The 19,162-nt window shown below is 69.2% G+C and carries 17 protein-coding genes and 1 pseudogene; 9 read left to right on the forward strand and 9 right to left on the reverse strand.

The genetic code is table 11. The features are described 5' to 3' along the window. Positions 1-13: 13 nt before the first annotated feature. A complete protein-coding gene (locus tag ALA01S_RS25435) occupies positions 14-979 on the reverse strand; it encodes a LysR family transcriptional regulator (RefSeq protein ID WP_066342105.1) in 966 nt (321 codons plus the stop codon). Between the two features lie 114 nt (positions 980-1,093). Here ALA01S_RS25435 and scpC point away from each other — a divergent pair, with 114 nt between their 5' ends. The 3 genes from scpC to ALA01S_RS25450 all read left to right on the forward strand — a co-directional run bounded on the left by scpC (position 1,094) and on the right by ALA01S_RS25450 (position 4,101). Continuing rightward, complete coding sequence (gene scpC, locus ALA01S_RS25440) at positions 1,094-2,620, forward strand: succinyl-CoA:acetate CoA-transferase ScpC (protein WP_066342106.1); 1,527 nt, start codon at positions 1,094-1,096, stop codon at positions 2,618-2,620. A gap of 132 nt (positions 2,621-2,752) precedes the next feature. Then, positions 2,753-3,727, forward strand: coding sequence for a bestrophin family protein (locus ALA01S_RS25445; protein ID WP_066342107.1), 975 nt, complete (start codon positions 2,753-2,755; stop codon positions 3,725-3,727). Between the two features lie 89 nt (positions 3,728-3,816). Beyond that, positions 3,817-4,101, forward strand: a complete 285-nt coding sequence (locus ALA01S_RS25450) for a hypothetical protein (protein ID WP_066342108.1) — start codon at positions 3,817-3,819, stop codon at positions 4,099-4,101. Between the two features lie 32 nt (positions 4,102-4,133). Here the strand turns inward: ALA01S_RS25450 and ALA01S_RS33500 are convergent, their stop codons facing one another. The 4 genes from ALA01S_RS33500 to ALA01S_RS25465 form a co-directional block, all read right to left on the reverse strand. After that, positions 4,134-4,307: a hypothetical protein gene (locus ALA01S_RS33500; protein WP_157119278.1), complete on the reverse strand. Its 174-nt coding sequence runs from the start codon at positions 4,305-4,307 to the stop codon at positions 4,134-4,136. A gap of 412 nt (positions 4,308-4,719) precedes the next feature. Next, positions 4,720-5,409: a response regulator transcription factor gene (locus ALA01S_RS25455; RefSeq protein WP_066342109.1), complete on the reverse strand. Its 690-nt coding sequence runs from the start codon at positions 5,407-5,409 to the stop codon at positions 4,720-4,722. Position 5,410: 1 nt separating this feature from the next. Next, positions 5,411-6,682, reverse strand: coding sequence for a sensor histidine kinase (locus tag ALA01S_RS25460; protein ID WP_066342110.1), 1,272 nt, complete (start codon positions 6,680-6,682; stop codon positions 5,411-5,413). Positions 6,683-6,864: 182 nt separating this feature from the next. Continuing rightward, entirely contained in the window at positions 6,865-7,134 is a 270-nt protein-coding gene (locus tag ALA01S_RS25465; RefSeq protein ID WP_066342111.1) for a response regulator, read from the reverse strand. Positions 7,135-7,244: 110 nt separating this feature from the next. On the opposite strand from ALA01S_RS25465, the gene ALA01S_RS25470 reads away from it, so the two are divergent. The 6 genes from ALA01S_RS25470 (at position 7,245) to ALA01S_RS25495 (ending at position 15,026) form a co-directional block, all read left to right on the forward strand. Then, complete coding sequence (locus ALA01S_RS25470; protein WP_157119279.1) at positions 7,245-7,598, forward strand: chemotaxis protein CheB; 354 nt, start codon at positions 7,245-7,247, stop codon at positions 7,596-7,598. Positions 7,599-7,713: 115 nt separating this feature from the next. Then, positions 7,714-8,220 carry a hemerythrin domain-containing protein gene (locus tag ALA01S_RS25475; RefSeq protein WP_066342113.1) on the forward strand — a complete coding sequence of 169 codons (507 nt, stop codon included), beginning with the start codon at positions 7,714-7,716 and terminating at the stop codon, positions 8,218-8,220. A gap of 137 nt (positions 8,221-8,357) precedes the next feature. Next, positions 8,358-10,052 carry a CHASE2 domain-containing protein gene (locus ALA01S_RS25480; protein WP_066342114.1) on the forward strand — a complete coding sequence of 565 codons (1,695 nt, stop codon included), beginning with the start codon at positions 8,358-8,360 and terminating at the stop codon, positions 10,050-10,052. Between the two features lie 4 nt (positions 10,053-10,056). Continuing rightward, the gene (locus ALA01S_RS25485; RefSeq protein ID WP_066342115.1) at positions 10,057-10,911 is read left to right on the forward strand and encodes a FecR domain-containing protein; all 855 of its coding nucleotides are present in this window, start codon (positions 10,057-10,059) and stop codon (positions 10,909-10,911) included. Positions 10,912-11,277: 366 nt separating this feature from the next. Continuing rightward, positions 11,278-12,333: an acyltransferase family protein gene (locus tag ALA01S_RS25490; protein ID WP_066342116.1), complete on the forward strand. Its 1,056-nt coding sequence runs from the start codon at positions 11,278-11,280 to the stop codon at positions 12,331-12,333. Between the two features lie 140 nt (positions 12,334-12,473). Continuing rightward, complete coding sequence (locus ALA01S_RS25495) at positions 12,474-15,026, forward strand: catalase (protein WP_066342117.1); 2,553 nt, start codon at positions 12,474-12,476, stop codon at positions 15,024-15,026. A gap of 10 nt (positions 15,027-15,036) precedes the next feature. Here ALA01S_RS25495 and ALA01S_RS25500 read toward each other — a convergent pair whose 3' ends face one another. The 4 genes and pseudogenes from ALA01S_RS25500 to ALA01S_RS35015 form a co-directional block, all read right to left on the reverse strand. Further along, entirely contained in the window at positions 15,037-16,194 is a 1,158-nt protein-coding gene (locus tag ALA01S_RS25500; RefSeq protein WP_238455948.1) for an HD-GYP domain-containing protein, read from the reverse strand. Between the two features lie 283 nt (positions 16,195-16,477). Beyond that, complete coding sequence (gene nifA, locus ALA01S_RS25505; protein WP_066342118.1) at positions 16,478-18,268, reverse strand: nif-specific transcriptional activator NifA; 1,791 nt, start codon at positions 18,266-18,268, stop codon at positions 16,478-16,480. A gap of 323 nt (positions 18,269-18,591) precedes the next feature. Continuing rightward, the gene (locus tag ALA01S_RS25510) at positions 18,592-19,047 is read right to left on the reverse strand and encodes a ferritin-like domain-containing protein (RefSeq protein WP_066342119.1); all 456 of its coding nucleotides are present in this window, start codon (positions 19,045-19,047) and stop codon (positions 18,592-18,594) included. Positions 19,048-19,056: 9 nt separating this feature from the next. Further along, positions 19,057-19,162, reverse strand: a pseudogene (locus ALA01S_RS35015) (ferredoxin family protein); the annotation flags it as partial.

A 19,162-nucleotide genomic window follows, 5' to 3' on the forward strand; every position in this document is an offset into this window, starting at 1 on the left:
GGCCGGCCAGCGCTCAAGGCTGCTGGCCGGCCTGCCCCGTCAGCCACTCCCGCAACGCCTTCACGTCCGCCCGCGCCGCGATGGTTTCAGGGGCCACCAGGCAGTAGCAGAAGGGGGCTTCCACGCTGAGCGCGAAAGGCGCCACCAGCGTGCCGGCCGCCAGGTGCGGCGCGACCATCTCGCGCGCGGCCAGCGCCACGCCCTGGCCGGCGCGCGCGGCTTCCATGGCGAGCACGCCGTTGGCAAAGCGCCGCGTCTGCCGAGCGGGTGCGGTGCCGCGCACGCCCGCGGCCTGCAGCCACTGCGGCCATCCAAAACCCAGCGTCCCGGCGCCGGCCAGGGTTTCGTCGTGGATGAGCGTGGCCGCCAGCACGTCCGCCGGCTCGCGCAGGCCCTGCGCCAATGCCGGCGCGCAGACCGGCAGGTAGTGCGGGGTGAAAAGGGTATCCACGTGCCAGCCGGGGTGGCTGCCGGTGCCGAACAGGATGGCCACGTGGTTCACCCCGTCGCCGGCCAGCGCGCGCAGCCGCTGCAGTGCCGTCGCCTCGCCGCCGTGCTCCACGGCGTCCAGCCCGCTGGACAGGCGCAGCTCGATGGCGGGGTGGCGGCGGCAGAAGTCGTCCAGCCGCGGCACCAGCCAGTGGCTGGCGAAGGAGGGCGGCGCGGCCAGGTCCAGCGTCGCGGCGGCCGGCGCGCGCACCCGCTCCACCGCGGCGGTGAGGCAGTTGAACGCCTCCGTCACGCCCGGCAGCAGCGCCGCGCCCGCGTCCGTCAGCCGCAGCGCGCGCGTGAGGCGCTGGAACAGCGCCACGCCCAGCGCTTCCTCCAGCGCCTTGATCTGCTGGCTCACCGCCGCGGGCGTGACGTGCAGCTCCTGCGCCGCCTTCGTGAAGCTCAGGTGCCGCGCGGCGGCCTCGAAGGTGCGCAGCAGGGGCAGCGGGGGCAGGCGGGACGAAGAAGGCGAGGAAGAGGAAGCCATGCTTAAGTATGGCTAATTCATAGGCTCACCAAAGCTCGTTTGTCCGCGCTCAAGGCGTTACCTACAGTCACACCGCCTTCGTGCCCAGCGCACTTCCGCTTCCAACGACCCACCATGACCGAACCGAGCCGCGTGCTGAACCCTCTCCTGCGCCAACGCCTGATGTCCGCCGACGCGGCCGCCGCGCTGATACGGCCCGGCGACAACGTGGGCATGAGCGGCTTCACCGGCACGGGCCACCCCAAGGCCGTGCCGGCGGCGCTGGCGCGGCGCATCGCGCAGGCGCACCGCGACGGCGAGCCCTTCAAGGTCGGCGTGTGGACCGGCGCCTCCACCGCGCCGGAGCTGGACGCGGCGCTGGCCCAGGTGGACGGCATCGAGCTGCGCCTGCCCTACCAGTCCGACCCCGTGTGCCGCGAGCGCATCAACGCCGGCCGCATGGAGTACCTGGACATCCACCTCTCGCACGTGGCGCAGTTCGTGTGGTCCGGCTTCATCGGCCACCTGGACGTGGCCGTGGTGGAAGTGGCCGGCATCCTGGAGGACGGCCGCCTCGTCCCCGCCGCCTCCATCGGCAACAACAAGACCTGGCTGGACCAGGCCGACCGCGTGATCCTGGAGGTCAACGCCGCGTCGCCGGACCTCGAAGGCATGCACGACATCTACTACGGCACCCACCTGCCGCCGCAGCGCATGCCCATCCCGCTGGTGCGTCCGGACGACCGCATCGGCGAGGCCTACTACCGCTGCGACCCGGCCAAGGTCGTGGCCGTGGTGCAGACCAACGCCCCCGACCGCGACACCAAGTTCTCCGCGGTGGACGACGCCTCGCGCCGCATTGCCGGCCACATCATCGAATTCTTGCAGCACGAGGTGAAGAAGGGGCGGCTGCCGCGCGAGCTGCTGCCGCTGCAGTCAGGCGTGGGCAACATCGCCAATGCCGTGATGGCCGGGCTGCAGGACGCGCCCTTCGACAACCTGACCGCCTACACCGAGGTGCTGCAGGACGGCATGCTGGCCCTGCTCAAGAGCGGCAAGCTGCGCTCGGCCTCGGCCACCGCGCTGTCGCTGGGCGCCCAAGCGCTGGCCGAGTTCGAGCGCGAGCTGGACTTCTACCGCAGCCGCATCGTCCTGCGCCCGCAGGAAATCTCCAACCACCCGGAGATCGTCCGCCGCCTGGGCGTGATCGCCATGAACGGGATGATCGAGGCCGACATCTACGGCAACGTCAACTCCACCCACGTGCACGGCACGCGCATCATGAACGGCATCGGCGGCTCCGGCGACTTCGCGCGCAACGCCTGGCTGTCCATCTTCATGACGCCTTCCACGGCCAAGAACGGCGCCATCTCCTGCATCGTCCCCATGGCCTCGCACGTGGACCACACCGAGCACGACGTGCAGGTCATCGTCACCGAGCAGGGCCTGGCCGACCTGCGCGGCCTCTCGCCCAAGCAGCGCTCGCAGCTCGTCATCGAAAACTGCGCCCACCCCGACTACAAGCCGCTGCTGCGCGACTATGTGCGCCGCGCGCTGGAAAGCGGCAGCGGCCGCCACACGCCCCACCTGCTGCAGGAAGCGTTCAACTGGCACCTGCAGGCCCAGGCCGGCGAGCGCATGGGCGGCCTGCCCAAGGCTTGAGCCCCGGCACAGCCGCTGCTCGTCGATACCTCCAGCCCGCGGCAGCGTGCCGCGGGTTCAGACCCGACGGCTCCTTTGAGGATGCCGCCGGGCTTTTTCGTTTGATGTTCCCGGTCAAGGACTGGACCCCGCATGATCGTCCGCCCCCGTCCGAGCTGGTTTGGCCTGCTCTTCGCCCGCCGCGGCTCGCTGATGCCGCGCATCGCCGGCCAACTGCTGTTCGTCTATGCGCTGTCCTTCGCCGTGGTGGCGGCGCACGGCACGCTGTTCCACTGGAAGGTCACGCTCACCGCCGCGCCGTTCTCGCTCATGGGCGTGTCGCTGGCCATCTTCCTGGGGTTTCGCATCAACGCCAGCTACGATCGCTACTGGGAGGCGCGCAAGCTCTGGGGGGGCGTGCTGATCGAGACGCGCAACCTTGCCCGCCAGGCGCTCACCGTCATCGCGCCGGCGGTGCGCGCCGTGCCCGGGCCGGCCGATGCCGAGCCCACGCCCGCGGCGCCCGGCGACGTGGAAGCCGACGTGCGCGCCTTCGTCCTGGGTCTGGCCGGTTTTGCCGTTTCCATGCGCAACCAGTTGCGCGTGATGCCGGCCGACAGCGGCCTGCACGCGCTGCTGCCCGCCGCGCTGGTGGCGCGGCTGCCGGGCTTGCGCCACGCGCCGCAGGGCGTCGGGCTGTGGCTGGGCCGGCAGTTGCAGGACTGGCGCGCGCAGGAGCGGCTGCAGCCGGCGCTGGCCATGGTGATGGAGCAGTCGCTGGACCGGCTCATGGGCCTGTTGGGAGGCTGCGAGCGCATTGCCGGCACGCCGCTGCCCTTCACCTATTCCGTCATCCTGCACCGCAGTGCCTACTGCTACTGCTTCCTGCTGCCCTTCGGCCTGGTCGATTCCATAGGCTGGATGACGCCGCTGGTGGTGGGCTTCGTTTCCTACACGTTCTTCGCGCTGGAGTCGCTGAGCGACGAAATCGAGGAGCCCTTCGGCGTGCAGCCCAACGACCTGGCGCTGGACGCGATGGTGGTGGGCATCGAATCCAACCTGCGCGAGCTGTTGGGCGACCTGCTGCCCGCGCTGCCGCAGCCGGACGAGAACTGCCTGCTGCGCTGAGCGGCTGACCGTGCGAGCGCGAGTGCCCCGCCGCCACGGGCACCGGCTTTGCCGGCTGTTGGCAAACCCATTGATGTGAAAGGACTGCCATGGCCGACCCCCGCAACACTGCCGCCCATGACGACGAGGCCCTCGGCGAGCGCCACCCCGCCGGCCCTGAGGAAGTGGGCCAGCTCAACCCCGTGTCGCCGGATGCGGTGTCGCCTGAAGTGCGCAGCGACGGAGACGGCGCCGTGGTCGGTGGTGGCACGCGCGACACCGGTGCCGGCAGCGTGGGCGGGCGTGATGCCAGCGGCCCCGGCGGGCGAGAGCCGCTGCGCCGCCCCGGCGAGGACGAAGTGCTCGGCGGTGCCAACGACGCCGCGTCTGGCTGAGCCGGCCCGCGCCGCACGCAGAATTACGTGCCTTATTTACTGGCCTCGTCCAGCGCCGAAGCGGCCCAAGCCAGGACGGGCGAATTCAGCAATATCCTGCGCCAGGAATTCACCATCGGGCCGATGCCGGAAAATTCCGGCATGTGCATTAGTCGGTGCTGATCAGCACGCCGCAGTGCGGTTCCAATAAATGCGTGGATGCGCATGGGATGATCGAGGCGGAGCCGCCGGTGGTGCCGGTGGTGACGCAATAAGTTTCGAAGATGGACTTGGCAAGGGATGCAATGGCATTCTGCAATTCAAGCCACTTTGCTGTCCGATTATTCATTCCCGCGATGGTGCGCTGATGTGCGTGGCAAGCTGGCAAGCATCAACCGAAAGATGGCTCGTAGCGCACTCCGAGCCGTCATTCCCGCCTGCGCGGGAATGACGAAGTAGTGAGCGCGGCTCAACAGTTTTCGGCTGGCGTTAATAAATGAAATACAGTCTTTAAAATATTGCTTTTGCATATTTTATGCAATTACCAATTACCAATTCTTTTATTCGTCATGTGTTTGTTGGCATAAAACAAAAGGGGCGTCATTGAGCCCCTTTATGTTGACTGTTCGCTTTGCCAGCTTATTCCGGATCGTCCTCCTCGCTCAACCATTTCTCCGCCAACGCATGCCGCAATATGTCGGTGCGCGTGCGCAATTGAAGTTTTTCCAAGGCCCCGGCCTTGTAAAACTCCACTGTCTTGACGCTGATGCCCAATTGCGTGGCGACTTCCTTGTTGCTCTTGCCCCAAGCGATCAGCCGCAGCACCTGTTCCTCGCGCTCGCTCAGGGCCGGGCGCTTGCGCCCGCCGGTGTCCTGGCCGGGGCTGCGGATCATGCGGGCCACCAGGGCGCCGGCCATGCTCGGGTCCACGTAGGTGCCGCCGCCGGCCACCGTGCGGATGGCGCCAATGAGCGCTTCGCCCGCGGCGCGCTTGACCACGTAGCCGGCCGCGCCCGCGCGCAGCATGCGGCGCAGGTAGCCCTGGTCGGCGTGGCGCGTGAGCGCCAGCACGTGCACCTCGGGACAGCTTTCGTGGATCTGCTCCGCGGCTTCCGCCCCGCCCACGTCCGGCATGGACACGTCCAGCACCGCCACGTCGGGCTTGAGCTTTTGCGCCATCTGCACCGCCTCGCGGCCGCTGCGCGCCTGCGCCACCACCTCCATGTCCGGCTGCGTGGACACCAGCATCGCCAGCCCCTCGCGCAGCACCGCATGGTCGTCCGCCAGCAGCACGCGCCAGCGGTGGCTCGATCCTTCCACCAGATGCATTTCAACTTCCTTCAGGTTGCAGCGGGATGCTCAGGTACACCGTGGTGCCCTGGCCCGCCTCGGTTTCCAAGTCCAGCCGCCCGCCGGCCTGGCGGGCGCGCTCGGCCATGCCGCGCAGGCCCAGGCGGCGCCCCGGGCCGGCGCGCGGCCGCAGTTCCTCTTCCACGGCCATGCCTCGGCCGTCGTCCTCGACGATGGCGCGCAGCTCGCCGTCCTGCAGCTCCACGATCAGGCCGACCCGCGACGCCTGCGCGTGCTTGCGCACGTTGGTCAGCGCCTCCTGCACCACGCGGTACACGGTGGTCTCCAGCGCGGCGTCAAAGCGCCGCCCGCGCAGGCCGCGGGTGTGGAGGTCCACGGCAATGCCGCTGTCCTCGGCCCAACTGCCGGCCAGCTCGCGCAGCGCGTCGTTGAGGCCCAAGTCGTCCAGCAGCGCGGGGCGAAGCTGGTAGGAGAGGCGGTCCACGTCGTCGTCCAGCCGCCGCGTGACCTCGCGCAGTTGCGCCAGGCGCTCGCGCAGGGCGGGGTCTTCCAGCACGGCGCGCAGGCCCAGGGTGAGCGCGGTCAGGTGCTGGCCCAGCGAGTCGTGCAGCTCGCGCGCCAGGCGGCGGCGCTCCTCCTCCTCGGCGTTGACGAGCTGGTCGAGCAGCTCGCGGATCTGGGCATCCGTGGCGCCGCGCTCCGCCACCTCGTTGGCCAGTTGCGTGTTGGCCAGCTCCAGCGCGGCGGTGCGCTCCTGCACCCGCTGCTCCAGCTCGTCGTGCGCCAGGCGCAAGGCCTCTTCAACCTGCTTGCGCTCGGTGACGTCGGCCAGCGTGCCCACCATGCGCTGGGGCTTGCCGGCGGCGTCGCACACGCAGCGCGCGTCGTTGGCCACCCAGCGCAGGCCGCCATCCGGGCGCAGCAGCCGGTATTCGGCATGAAAGCCCCGGCCCTCGCGCGCGGCTTCGTCCATGGCCCAGATCGCCTCCACGTCCTGCGGGTCCACCAGGCGGCGCCAGCAGTCGTGGTCCGCCTCCAGCGCCTCGCGCGTGAGGCCTGTGATGCGCAGCACCGCCTCCGAGAACCAGAGCCGCCCGCTGCGCAAGCTCCACTCCCAAAGCCCAAGTTGGGCCGCGTCCAGCGCCAGCTCCAGCCGCTCCTTGTCTTGCGCGAGCACCTGCTCGGCGCGGCTGCGCTGGCCCGGGGCCGGCACCTCGAAATGCCCGTGCCGCGCGGCGCGCTCGTCCGCGGCGGCGCAGGGCGGGCCGGGTATCAGGGCATTGCGGTTCATGGCCCGGACCTCACGCCGCCAGGGCGGGTGCCCAGGCCGCGCCGTTGAAGGGCGTGCCCGTGCAACTGGGTTCCATGAGGCCCAGGACTTGCACCGGAGGTGCCGGGGGACAGGTGGCATGTTGCATGCAGCGGGGTCCTGCTTCGCCGGGTTGCGGGCATCCCTTGTGCCCGCGCAGCCGTTCATTCGCGCTGGGGCGCCAGCTCGCGCAGGGTGTGCAGCAGCTTGTCCAGCGTCACGGGCTTGCGCAGGTGTGCGGCAAAGCCTGCCGCGATGGCGCGCCGGGCGTCGCCCGGGCGGCCCACGCCGGTGAGCGCAATCACGGGCAGCGCGCGCAGCCCCTCGCGTTCGCGCAAGGCGTGCAGCAATTGCTGACCGTCCATGCCGGGCAAGGCGATGTCGGTGATGACGAAGTCCGGCTGCAGAGTGGTCGGGGACGGTGGTAGGGGCATGGGTGGGTCACGCGTTGAGCCCGTGATTTTCCTCGCGCATGGCGTGGTTGAGAAACCTGTGGCGGGTACACGAATTGGCCGACAGCGCCATCTTGACAAAGGATGCTTCCATGCCCCGACGCGACCTCGTGGTGGTGGGTGCGAGCGCCGGCGGCGTGCGGGCACTGCGCGCGCTCACCGCCGCGCTGCCGGCGGATTTCGACGCCGCCATGTGCGTGGTGCTGCACGTGGGCGCGTTCAAAAGCACGCTGCCGGAGCTGCTGGCCGCGGTGCAGCAGGAAGCCGCCGAGAACGCCCTGTGGTCGGCCGTGCGCTCGCTGCAGGAGAAGGAGCTGCTGCTGCGCAAGATCGCCGAGCTCGACCGCAGCGCGGGCGACGAAGCCCACGCGCGGCAGTCCGAAACCGAGGCCGACGATTTGCGCAAGCAGGCCGACACCCTGCGCCGGCTGGTGGAAAAGGGCTGAGGCATGGGGGCCGGCGGCGGCCCCTGCGGGTGCGCGCACAGGCATTGATGCTCGACAAAGTGACGGCGCATGCCTTGTCAACAATGGTTTTCAACCGTCAGACAAGGAGATGCGCATGGAAGCCCCGGTCAACCGACAGCGGCCCGCACGGCCTGCAGTGCCGCTGATCGACCCGATGGACGCGCTGGACCAGACGCACCGCGAGGTACTGCGCCAGTTGGGTGGCCTGCGCGAGCTGCTGGACCGCATCGAGGCGCAGGGCGCCGATGCCCGCACGCGGGCGCAGGCCGACGAGATCTGCGGCTTCTTCGGCTTCACCGCGCGCCGCCACCACGAGGACGAGGAGGAGCAGGTCTTCCCCATGCTGCTGGCCCACGGCGACGCCGAGCTAGTGGAGCAGGTCAAACGCCTGCAGCAGGACCACGGCTGGCTGGAGGAGGACTGGCTGGAAATCGGCCCGCAGCTCGTGGGCCTGGCCGGCGGCTACAGCGGCTACGACGTGGACGTGCTGCGCCAGGGCGTGGCGGTGTTCGCCGAGCTGTACCTGGAGCACGTGTCGCTGGAGGAGGGGGCGGTGTTTCCCGCGGCGCGCAAGCTGCTGGCCGCGCGCGCGGCGGTCTGAGCGGCCGCCGCCACTGAGGGCCGCCCGCGGCGGCGGCCCGCGAGCATCACTTTGGTCATGTCGGCCAAGGTGGCGGCACGCCGGCGCAAGCCTATGCTCCTTGCCGCGCCCGGCCCGACTGCCGCGGCGCGGCGCGGATGAAAAACGTCTTCATCAGCTATCGCCGCGATGACAGCGCCGCGCATGCGCGGCTGATCAACAACGAGCTGTCGCAACATTTCGACGTCTTCATGGACGTCGACGACATCGGCTGGGGCGACGACTTCGCCCAAGTCATCGACGAGCACATCGCCCGCGCCGACGTGGTGGTGGTCGTCATCGGCCCCCACTGGACCCGTCTGATCGAGGAACGCGCCCGCGGCGACGACTGGGTGCGCCACGAGGTGAAGGCTGCGCTGGCGCGCCGTGCGCGTGACGGCATACGGGTGCTGCCCGTGCTGGTGGGGGGCGCCGGGCTGCCCAACCAGCCGCTGCCGGCCGACATCGACGCGCTGCGCCGGCTGGACGCGCGCGAGCTGCGCGACCGCGCGCTGCGCGACGACATGGCGCGGCTGGTGGAGGCGGTGCAGGGCGAGCGCTTCGACGACCGGGAGCGGCGCCAACAGCATGAGCGGCGCGCGCGCCGTTGGGCGGCGCTGCTGAGCCCGCTGCTGTTCCTGGCCGCCTGGCTGGCGCTGTTCGAGCTGCTTGGGCTGGACACGCGCATGCAGGCGCTGACGCTGCGCGCCGCCCACGCGCTGCCGGGCGACGCGCCGCCGGCGTGGAGCGGCGGCGTGGTGCTGCTGGCGCTGGACGACGAGGCGCGCGCCGCCGTCGGCTTGCCGCTGGGGGCCCAGTGGCGCGACCGGATTGCGCTCGTGGTCGGCCGCGTGGCCGGGGCTGGCGCCCGCACGCTGGCGCTGGACCTGACCTTCGAGGAGCCGGGCGACCCCGCCAAGGACGCGGCGCTGGAGCGCGCCCTGGCCGCCGCCAAGGCGCGCATGCCCGTGGTGGTGGCCGTGCAGCGGCTGGACGCGCACGGCGAGCCGGCGCTGCTGGCGCGGCTGCGTCCCCACGCGGCCTGGGGCGTGGCTTGCCTGGGCCAGCGGCAGGACATGGCCTATCTGATGCCGCTGCTGCTGCGGCGGGGCGAGGGCACGGCGGCGGCGCTGTGGCCGTCGTTCAGCCTGACGGCGTTCACGGGCGGCGTGCCGCTGCGCTCGGCGGCGGCGCTGGACGCGCTGGCGCTGTCGCTGCCCGTGGCGCGCGCGGGCGACGACGGCACGGCGCTGCTGCAGGGCTTCAGCGCCGAGACGCTCGCGGCCCAGCCGCCGGGCTGCGGCGCGATGCGGACGGGGGACTTCGTGGTCAGCCAGTTGCTGGACGGCTACGCGGTGCCGGCCTGGGCCGCGGCGCCGGCACGCGTGTCCCTGGCCGGCGTGCTGCGCGGCGACGCGGCGGCACTGCAGGCGCTGCGCGGGCGCATCGTGCTGTTGGGCGTGATGAGCGGCGACGAGGATTTGCACCGCACCCCGGCCGGCACCCGCTATGGCGTGGAGCTGCTGGCGGCGCAGGTGGAGGGCCTGCTGCGCGGCACGGCCGTGCGCCCGTTGCGGCCCCTGCCGCTGTGGCTCATGCTTTTGGCGCTGGCCGTGGCCGGTGCCGGCGTGGCCACGCTGCTGCGCGGCACGCGGCGGCGCTGGGCCTGGCCCGCGGTGGCGATGCTTGGGCTGGTGTTCGGCCTGGGCTGCGTGCTGTGGTTTCGCAGCGAGCAGCAACTGGTGCCGCCGCATTACGGCTGGCTGGCGCTGGCCTTGGGCGCGGGCTTGGCCCGGCGCATGACGCGGGAGTAGTGCGATGCGCATGTCGGGTTGGCGACGGTGGCTGCTGTGGTGGCTGAGCCTGTCCCTGGCGCTCTTGCCGCTGGCGGGCTGCGAGACCTTGGGCGGCGGACCCGGCACGGTGGTGCTGGCGGGCGTCGTGATCGACGGCGAACGCTTGGCCAGCGCGCAGGAGGCCGCCGCCGTGCTGCGGGTGTGGCGCGGCGGCGCGGCGCTGCCGGTGCAGGCCGGCATGGCGCTCATGCCGGGCGACCGGGTGGAAACCGGCCCGCGCGCCTACGCCGTGGTGCGCTGGCCGTCCGGCAGCGAGGTCTACATGCGGCCCGGCAGCGCGGCGGACATCGGCTCGCTGCGGCGGGCAATCGGCGAGTTTTTCGTGAAGGTGCGCGGGCTGTTCGCGGTGGAGACCGACTTCGTGCGCGCCGGCGCCAAGGGCACGGCCTACCTGGTGCGCACGGGCCCCGGCGGCTCGGTGCTGGTGACGGTGTTCGACGGGCGTGTGCAGGTGGATTCGCTGCAAGGCCGCTGGCTGCCGGTGACCATGGAGCGTGGCAGCACGGCCGTGGCGCATCCGCAGGCGCCGCAACCCGTGGCGGCCGCGCCGGCAGAGTTGCAGCAGACGCAGGCGTGGGTGGAGCGCATCGAAAAGCTCGTCCCGGTGCGCTCCTACAGCGGACTGGGCGTGGCCATCACGGCCGTGACCATTGGGGCGCTCATCGCGGCCATCCTCGGCGGCAAGAGCGGTGGCGACCGGGGCAGCACGCCGGCCACACCGGCAGGCCGCGGTGCAGCGCCCGCAGGCACGCCGGCCCCGGCCCCCGCGGGCACGCCGGACAGTCAGCCCACGCCAGCGCCGATACGGCTGCGCTGACATGACGCATGCCGCCAGGCGGCGTGAGCGTGTCAGCTCACCCGCCTGCGCGCGGGCACGGTGCCTGGGCGGGGTCGGCTTTGAAGCGGAATATTGTCTGAGGCGACAGGATCCGAAGTTTTAGTCATTTTTCACTTTGCCCTGCGCAGATATATGGATGGGGTTGATACCCAGGCCCGGTGGGGAAGCTCCCTCCCTGGCTCAAAGGGTAATTTTCTTGCAATGCCGCGAGCATGAGGCAATCATAATTTGTTTGTGCCGGCTCGCGATTTGATCGAGCCCGGCAAAAACGGTTTATAAAATCAAGACGATAGGGGGGAGTTGATGGGTCACAATGAATCCAGGGGTGATTCTTCCTTGGAGTATATGCCCAGGCTCGATGGCTTGCGGGCCATTGCGGTGATGGCGGTACTCATAGAGCATTTTATTCCATCCGGCGCCATTCGAAATATCAGTCCCGGCGGCGCGGGCGTTACCTTGTTTTTCGTGTTGAGCGGTTATTTGATCACCAGAATACTCATCAAATATGCGGAGAGCCGGTCTTCGCTGATGGAATCTGCAGTCCAGTTTTATTGGCGGCGCTTCTTGCGGTTGACCCCGCCATTTTTTGTTGCCATAGGCCTTGCGGCACTCCTGGGCTTGCCCGGCATGAGGGAAAACTGGCTGGTCCATGGCTTGTACCTGACCAATCTGAAAATTGGCCTGAGTGGCCATTGGGGCACAGGGGCCGACCATTTCTGGAGTCTGTGTACCGAAGAGCAGTTTTATCTGCTGTGGTTTTTCGTGGCCGTGGCCTTGCCCCGCCACCGCCTTGTACCCGTCATACTGCTGTGCTTCGTGATCACGCTGATTTACAGGTTGGCGGTTTTCTCGATGGGATGGAGCCCTTTGTCAACCGTGCTCCTGCCGGGCAACCTGGTCAGCCTGACGATGGGCGCCTTGCTCGCGCAGGCTGAAAATGACAGCCGCCTGGCGTTCATCACCCGGACCGCTTGCAACCGAAAATTTCTTCTGGCGTCCGGCCTCGTATTTCTCGCGGTTTCAGTGTCGCTGCCATGGGCAGTCATTTCCCGTGTGGTTTTTTATCCGTTCGCGGGTGCGTTGTTTTTCGGAGCTTTGGTTTTTGCGGCGGCACAGCCGGGTACCAACAAGGTGCTGAATTGGCTTTGCAATGCCAAGTTGAGGCAGATTGGAAAAATCAGCTACGGCATATTCGTGTACCACATGTTCCTGCCGGAAATTCTGCGCAAGCTGCCCATGGCGGGCGGTGTTTTTGAAGGCACGAGCTGGGTGGGTTTCGTGCTGCTGTGCCTGGTATCCGTCCTCGTCGCCTGGGTGTCCTGGGTGTTCATGGAAGAGCCCATCCTGCGCTTCAAGAACCGCCTCAAGTGGCGGGCTTCAAGCCGCCCCAGAGAGGTTTGAAGCGCGAATCGGCCTGGTGTGGGTGAAGTGTGTGCAATACAGCTTATGTAAAGTGACGCTGGGGCTTCAACCTCGGGCTGGAAGCTGAGGAATATCGATTGCCATGGGGCTTCGCACGCAACCAATGCAGGAACCTCCCCATGGCCACCAAGAAAACGCCGGCTGCCAAGTCGCCCTCCGAGCCTGACAAGTCCAGCGGCGCCGCCAGAAAGACGACCACCGCCAGCGGCAAGCAGTCCATGGCGGGACCGGCGGCCGAATCCAAGCCGGCCGCGCGCACGCGGCGCAGCCTGCTGGAGCGCGCCGCCACCGCGCTGGGCAGCGGCACCAGCAGCGACAACGACGCCGTGCGCAACCTCGCCGTCGCCGACCGGCTCGAAGCCAAGTACGACGCCACGCAGGCGCTCTCGGCCGCGCTGCCGCACAACGCCAACAAGCCGGCCGAGTACGTCCAGGGCGGCCAGGCCATGCCGGCGCCTGCGGGCGTGCATGCCGCGCCGGACAACCTCGACGCCACGGGCAGCACCATCACCGAGGACAACACTTCGCCCAAGAACGGCTCCAAGGCCGAGCCGGGCAACAACCTCAACATCGTCCCGCTGCAGAAGCACCGGATCGATTCCGGCGGCCGCCACATCACCACCAACCAGGGCGTGCCCGTGGCCGACAACCAGCATTCGCTGCGCTTGGGCGAGCGCGGGCCGACGCTGCTGGAAGACTTCATCCTGCGCGAGAAGATCACGCACTTCGACCACGAGCGCATTCCGGAGCGCGTGGTCCACGCCCGCGGCTCCGCCGCGCACGGCTACTTCGAGTGCACCGAGGACATCACCGACCTCACCCGTGCCGCGCCCTTCGCGGCCGTGGGCAAGAAGACGCCGGTGTTCGTGCGCTTTTCCACCGTGGCCGGCGAGCGCGGCAGTGCCGACGCGGTGCGCGACGTGCGCGGCTTCGCGGTGAAGTTCTATACCGACGAGGGCAACTGGGATCTGGTGGGCAACAACATCCCGGTGTTCTTCATCCAGGACGCGATGAAGTTCCCGGACCTGGTGCACGCCGTGAAGCCCGAGCCCCACCACGCCATGCCGCAGGCTTCCAGCGCGCATGACACGTTCTGGGATTTCATCGGCCTCACGCCGGAGTCGGCCCACATGGTGATGTGGCAGATGAGCGACCGCGCCATCCCGCGCAGCTACCGCACCATGCAGGGCTTTGGCGTGCACACCTTCCGCTTCGTCAATGCCCAGGGCCAGGCCACGCTGGTGAAGTTCCACTGGTCGCCGGTGCCGGGTACGCACTCGCTGGACTGGGACGAGGCCGTGAAGATCAACGGCGCGGACCCCGACTTCCACCGCCGCGACCTGTGGGAAGCGATCGAAGGCGGCGCCTTCCCCGAGTACCTGCTGCAGATTCAGACCTTCACCGAGGAGCAGGCTGCGGGCTGGAGCTTCGACGTGCTGGACGCCACCAAGATCGTGCCGGAGGAGCTGGTGCCGCTGCGCACCGTGGGCCGCATGGTGCTGGACCGCAACCCCGACTATTTCTTCGGCGAGACGGAGCAGGTGGCCTTCTGCACGCAGCACGTGGTGCCGGGCATCGACTTCACCAACGACCCGCTGCTGCAGGGGCGCAACTTCTCCTACCTGGACACGCAGCTCTCGCGGCTGGGCGGACCCAACTTCCACCTCATCCCCATCAACGCGCCGGTGGCGCAGGTGCACAACAACCAGCGCGACGGCTTCCACCAGCACGGCATCTTCCGCGGCCGCGTGGCCTACGACCCGAACTCGCTGGCCGGCGGCTGCCCGCACCAGGCGGGCGCGGCGCAGGGCTTCACGTCTTTCGCCGAGAAGTTGCTGGAGCAACAGGCCACGGCCGAACCCACGAAGCTGCGCGCCAAGCCGGAGAAATTTGCCGACCACTACACGCAGGCGCAGTTGTTCTACGCGAGCCAAAGCCCGGTGGAGCGCTACCACATCGCGCGGGCGCTGCGCTTCGAGCTCACGCGGGTGCAGACGCCGGCCATACGCGAGCGCATCGTGGCCATGCTGCGCAACATCGACGAGAACCTGGCCACCGTGGTGGCGCAGGACCTGGGCATGACCAGCCTGCCCGAGCCGCTGCCCGCGGCGCGGCCGCCGGTGGCGTCGCCGGAGGTGGGCATCTCCCCTGCCCTGTCGCTGCTGGCGCGGCCGGGCGACGGGCGCATCCTGGCGCGTCGCGTGGCGCTGCTGGTGGGCGACGGCGTGGACGGCGCCGCGCTGGAGGCGGTGTACCAGGCGCTGGTGCAGGCCGGCGCCGTGCCGCGCTACGTGGGCGCCAAGCTGGGCTCGGTGCAAAGCAGCAGCGGCGACGCACTGCCGGTGGAAGTGACCATGGAAGCCGCGCCCAGCGTGCTGTTCGACGCGGTGATGCTGCCCGCGGGCGCCGGCGCCGCGGCCACCATGGCCGCCGACGGGTTGGCGGTGGAGTTCGTGCAGCAGCAGTACCGGCACTGCAAGCCCCTGCTGGTGCCCACAGGGGCGGCAACGCTGCTGCAGGCGGCCGGCGTGACGACGCTGCCGGAGGACGAGGGCGACCCGGGCCTGCTGTTTGTGCCGGACGATCAGGTGGCCCAGGCGGGTGAGGAGTTCATCCGCCGCATCGCGCTGCACCGCGCGTGGCAGCGGCAGACGGAGCCGCCGATGGTGTGAGGCTGCCGGCTCAAATGGCCAGGTGGTCCGGGCGCGCGCCGCCGAAGCGCTCGGTGCTGGGGAAACCCAGCCGCAGGGCGTGCTCGGCCTCGTCCTGGTAGCGCTCGGCGATCGTGACCATGCGGTCGAAGCAGCTGTCGAACGCGTCGGCCACGTCGGGGTCGAAATGCCGGCCCCGGCGCGCGGCGATGACGCCGCGGGCCTTTTCGTAAGCCATGGCCGGCTTGTAGGCGCGGTTGGAGATCATGGCGTCGAACACGTCGGAAATGGCCATGAGCCGTGCCGGCAGCGGGATGGCGTCGCCCACCAGGCCGTCGGGGTAGCCCGACCCGTCCCATTTCTCGTGGTGCCAGCGGGCGATTTCCTTGGCCAGAACGAGGAAGTCGGCCGGGCAATGGGCATCGCGCTCGGCGCGCTCGATGGCCTTGGCGCCCAGCGTGGCGTGGGTCTTGATGATTTCCCACTCCTCCGGCGTGAGGCGTCCGGGCTTTTGCAGGATGGCGTCCGGGATGCTGACCTTGCCGATGTCGTACAGCGGGGAGCTGCGCACCATCATCTCGATGTAGCGCCGGCTCAGCAGGTCGCGGAACTTGGGTCGGTGCGCCAGGCAATGGGCCAGCTCGCCGATGTAGCCCTGGATGCGCAGCAGGTGGTTGCCCGTCTTGGCGTCGCGGTTCTCGGCAACGTAGGCCAGCGCACGGATGCTGGCGGCCTGTATGGCCTCGTCCTCGGCCAGGCGGCGGGCCACCTGCGCTTCCAGCCAGGCATCGTGCTGGTGCAGCACCTGGCGCGCCTGGTGCAGCGTGGCCTGGGCACGCAGGCGCGCCTGCACCACGGGTGCGGCCAGAGGCTTGAGCAGGCAGTCGGCCGCGCCAGCTTCGAAGGCCTGCAGCTCCTCTTCGGCACTGTCGGCGATGTAGACGATGGGGATGGTCGCCGTGGCCGGGTCCACGCGCAGCCGGGCGAGCAACTCGTGCGCCTGCCCGTGCGGCAAAGCGCCGTCGATGAGCAGCAACTGCGGCCGGGGCTCCAGGGCCGCGATGCGCAAGGCCGCGGCGGCGGAGTCGGCGGCCACCACTTGGTAATGCGGCATCAACAGGTCGCTCAAGCGGGCCAGGCTGTCCGGCCGGCCGTCGACGATGAGGATGGTGAAAGAACTGCCAGACAAAAAACTGCTTCCCATGATCGGCACCGGACGCCGGATCCTTCGCATGCCACGGCAAAAGGCATGTTCGTCCTGGCGTCGGATGAGTGTAGAGCGTTGCGGGCTCGGGACGTCGCCAAGACGAGGCCCTGCCTGTGGCGATAGGCCTCAAGCGCAACCGCTCAGGGTAGCAGCGGTGGAAAGCAGGGTGTGATGGGATCGTGACATTGCCGCGGCAGCCTTCGGGCTCGGCGGACGGCAGTGAAATCTTCACGGCCGGCGCGGCGGCACTGCCGCCGCGGCACGATCAGAACTTGCGCACTTCGATGCGGTGCTTGAGCAGCGCGTAGCCGAGCTGGCGGGGCGTCACGCGCAGCAGCCTTGCCGCCTTGGCCTGTACCCAGCCGCACTGCTCCATGGCCCAGATCAGCCGCTCGCGCTCGCCCTGCGGCGCGGCGCCGCCGCCGCTGGCGCCGCTGGCCCCGTTGCGCTCGCTGGGCGCGCGCACGTGCACGGTGGGGCCTATGGTGGTGACGCCATCGGAGCGTTCGCCCACGGCGACATGGACGTCGCTTTCCTGCGGCGCCTCCGACCAGCTATTGGAGGCGGGCGATGGCGGGGCGATGGGGCTGTGGGGCTGCTGTGGCGGTGGCGGCGCCGGGTTCAGGCGCGGGATGACCGGTGACACGGCGTCGGCCTTCTCGACGAAGTGCAGCGTTTGCGTCAGGCAGCGGTTCTGGCGGCAGGGGAAGGCCAGGTCGCGTATCACGTCGCCCTGCACCATGGTGGCGGTGCGTTCCACGCAGTTTTCCAGCTCGCGCACGTTGCCGGGCCAGTAGCAGCTGGCCAGTACTTCCATGGCCTCCTGCGTCATGCGCAGCTTGCGCCGGTTCTCCTTGTTGAAGCGCTCCAGGAAGTGGGTCACCAGGGCGGGAATGTCGGCGCGGCGCTCGCGCAGCGGGGGCAGGAAGATGGAGACGACGTTGATGCGGTAGTAGAGGTCGGCCCGATACTCGCCGCGCTGCACCATTTTTTCGAGATCGCGGTTGGTGGCGCAGATGAGGCGCACGTCCACCTTGACGGCACGGCTGCCGCCCACGCGCTCGAACTCGCGCTCCTGCAGCACGCGCAGCAGTTTGGCCTGGAAGGCCGGTGAGATGTCACCTATCTCGTCCAGGAACAGCGTGCCGCCGTGGGCCAGCTCGAAGCGGCCCTTGCGTTCGCCCGCGGCGCCCGTGAAGGCGCCCTTCTCGTGGCCGAAGAGCTCGCTTTCCAGCAGCGATTCGGTGAGCGCCGCGCAGTTGACCTTGATGAAGGGGGCGTCCTTGCGCGGCGACAGGAAGTGGATGGCGCGCGCAATGGCCTCCTTGCCCGTGCCGCTTTCGCCGCGCAGCAGCACCGTGGCGCGCGAGGGCGCGGCCTGCTGCACCTCAAGAAACACCTGCTGCATGGGGACGGAATCGCCCACCACGTTGTCCAGCGCGAAGCGCGTGCGCTGCTGCGGGCGCTGCAGCGCCTTTTGCAGCCGCATGGATTCCTGCTGCAGCCGCCGGTGCTCCTCGCGCACCGTCTCGTGCAGCATCATGGCCTGCGACAGCAGCGTGGCCACCATGGTCAGCAGGCGCTGGTCTTCGGTGAGGCGCGCGCCGCCCTGCACTTCGCGCTGCGCGGCCAGCACGCCGGTGACGGCGCCGTCGTTCTTCAGCGGAACGACGATGAAGGCCAGCATGCGCCCGTCACCGGGCGCACTGAAGGCTCCCGTGCGGTCCACGAACTCCTCGACGTTTGCGATATCGGGCACCACCACGGGCATGCCGGTGGCGTAGACGCGCCCGACCACGCCCTCGCCCACGGCCCAGCGTCCGCGCTGGGCCTGCTCGCGGGTCAGGCCCACGCTGCTGTGAACCTGCAGCGCGGTGCCGTCCTCGGCGGCGGTGACGATCATGGCCTTGGGCAGATCGAGGTGGGCCGTCAACACGTTGAGCGCTGCACGGAACGTGCGGCTGATGTCCAGCGAGGCCCCCAGCAGGCGGCATATCTCGTAAATGGTCACCAGCTCCAAATGGGTGCGCTGTTCACCGGGTGAACGACTGGACATGGCTGACCTCCTTGCGTGGGTTCGGAGCGTTTGCGGTGCCTGCTGCAACGCTCCGGTGCACGGCTGCTTCAGCATCGAGCATGGGTATGGCGACGGCGGGCATGACCCATGTCAACGCGCAAAAAACACGCCACTGGGGCGTGTACGCTCGTGACGTATTACGCGGTTTTTGATGCAACGCAAATGAGGTCCGAACGGACCTTCAAAACTTGTGTTCCGGGAACAAAAGTGCCGCCGGCTGCGTTAAGTGCAGCCGGCGGCATGGGATTGGCCCGGTGGGAGCCGCGGGCGAAAAGCAGCGGCGTGCCAGGGCCAACCAGCCTTCAGGCGGCGCAGCGGGCCAGGAGCTTTTCCAGCTCGGCCACGTGCTCGGCCTCTTCGTCGGTGAACTCCTGCGCAAGCAGGCGCACCTCAGGGTCGGCCGTGGTGGCGGCGATGGCGGCGTAATACGCATGGCCGCGCCGTTCGCTGGCAAGCGCCAGCTCCAGCGCCTCACGTGCGCCCATCTGGGCATCCACGCCCACCCAGTCGGCCGTCTCGGGCGAGGTGCCCTCGGGCCAGACGTACTCGTCATGGCCCAGCGGGGGCACGTCACGGAAGCCGGCACGGGCATTGGCCTGCGCCAGGTGCTGCCGGGAATAGCGGGCCATCTTGGAGAAGAAGGCCTTCAGCTCCGCATTGCCATCCGTGCCCATGGCGGCGGAAAGTTCCTCGTAGCGCCGGGCCGCCTCGCGTTCAAGCTGGACGGCGTGGGCCAGGAAGCGTTCAACGTCATTCATGCAATGTGCTCAACCGAACTTGAAAAGGATGCCGTGGCCGCCGCGCGGATACTCCCACGCGACGTTGGCGTGCTCGGTGCAGACCACCCGGCAACTGCCGCACTCCAGGCAGCCG

The organism is Azohydromonas lata NBRC 102462, assembly GCF_001571085.1.
Classification (GTDB): Bacteria; Pseudomonadota; Gammaproteobacteria; order Burkholderiales; family Burkholderiaceae_C; genus Azohydromonas; species Azohydromonas lata.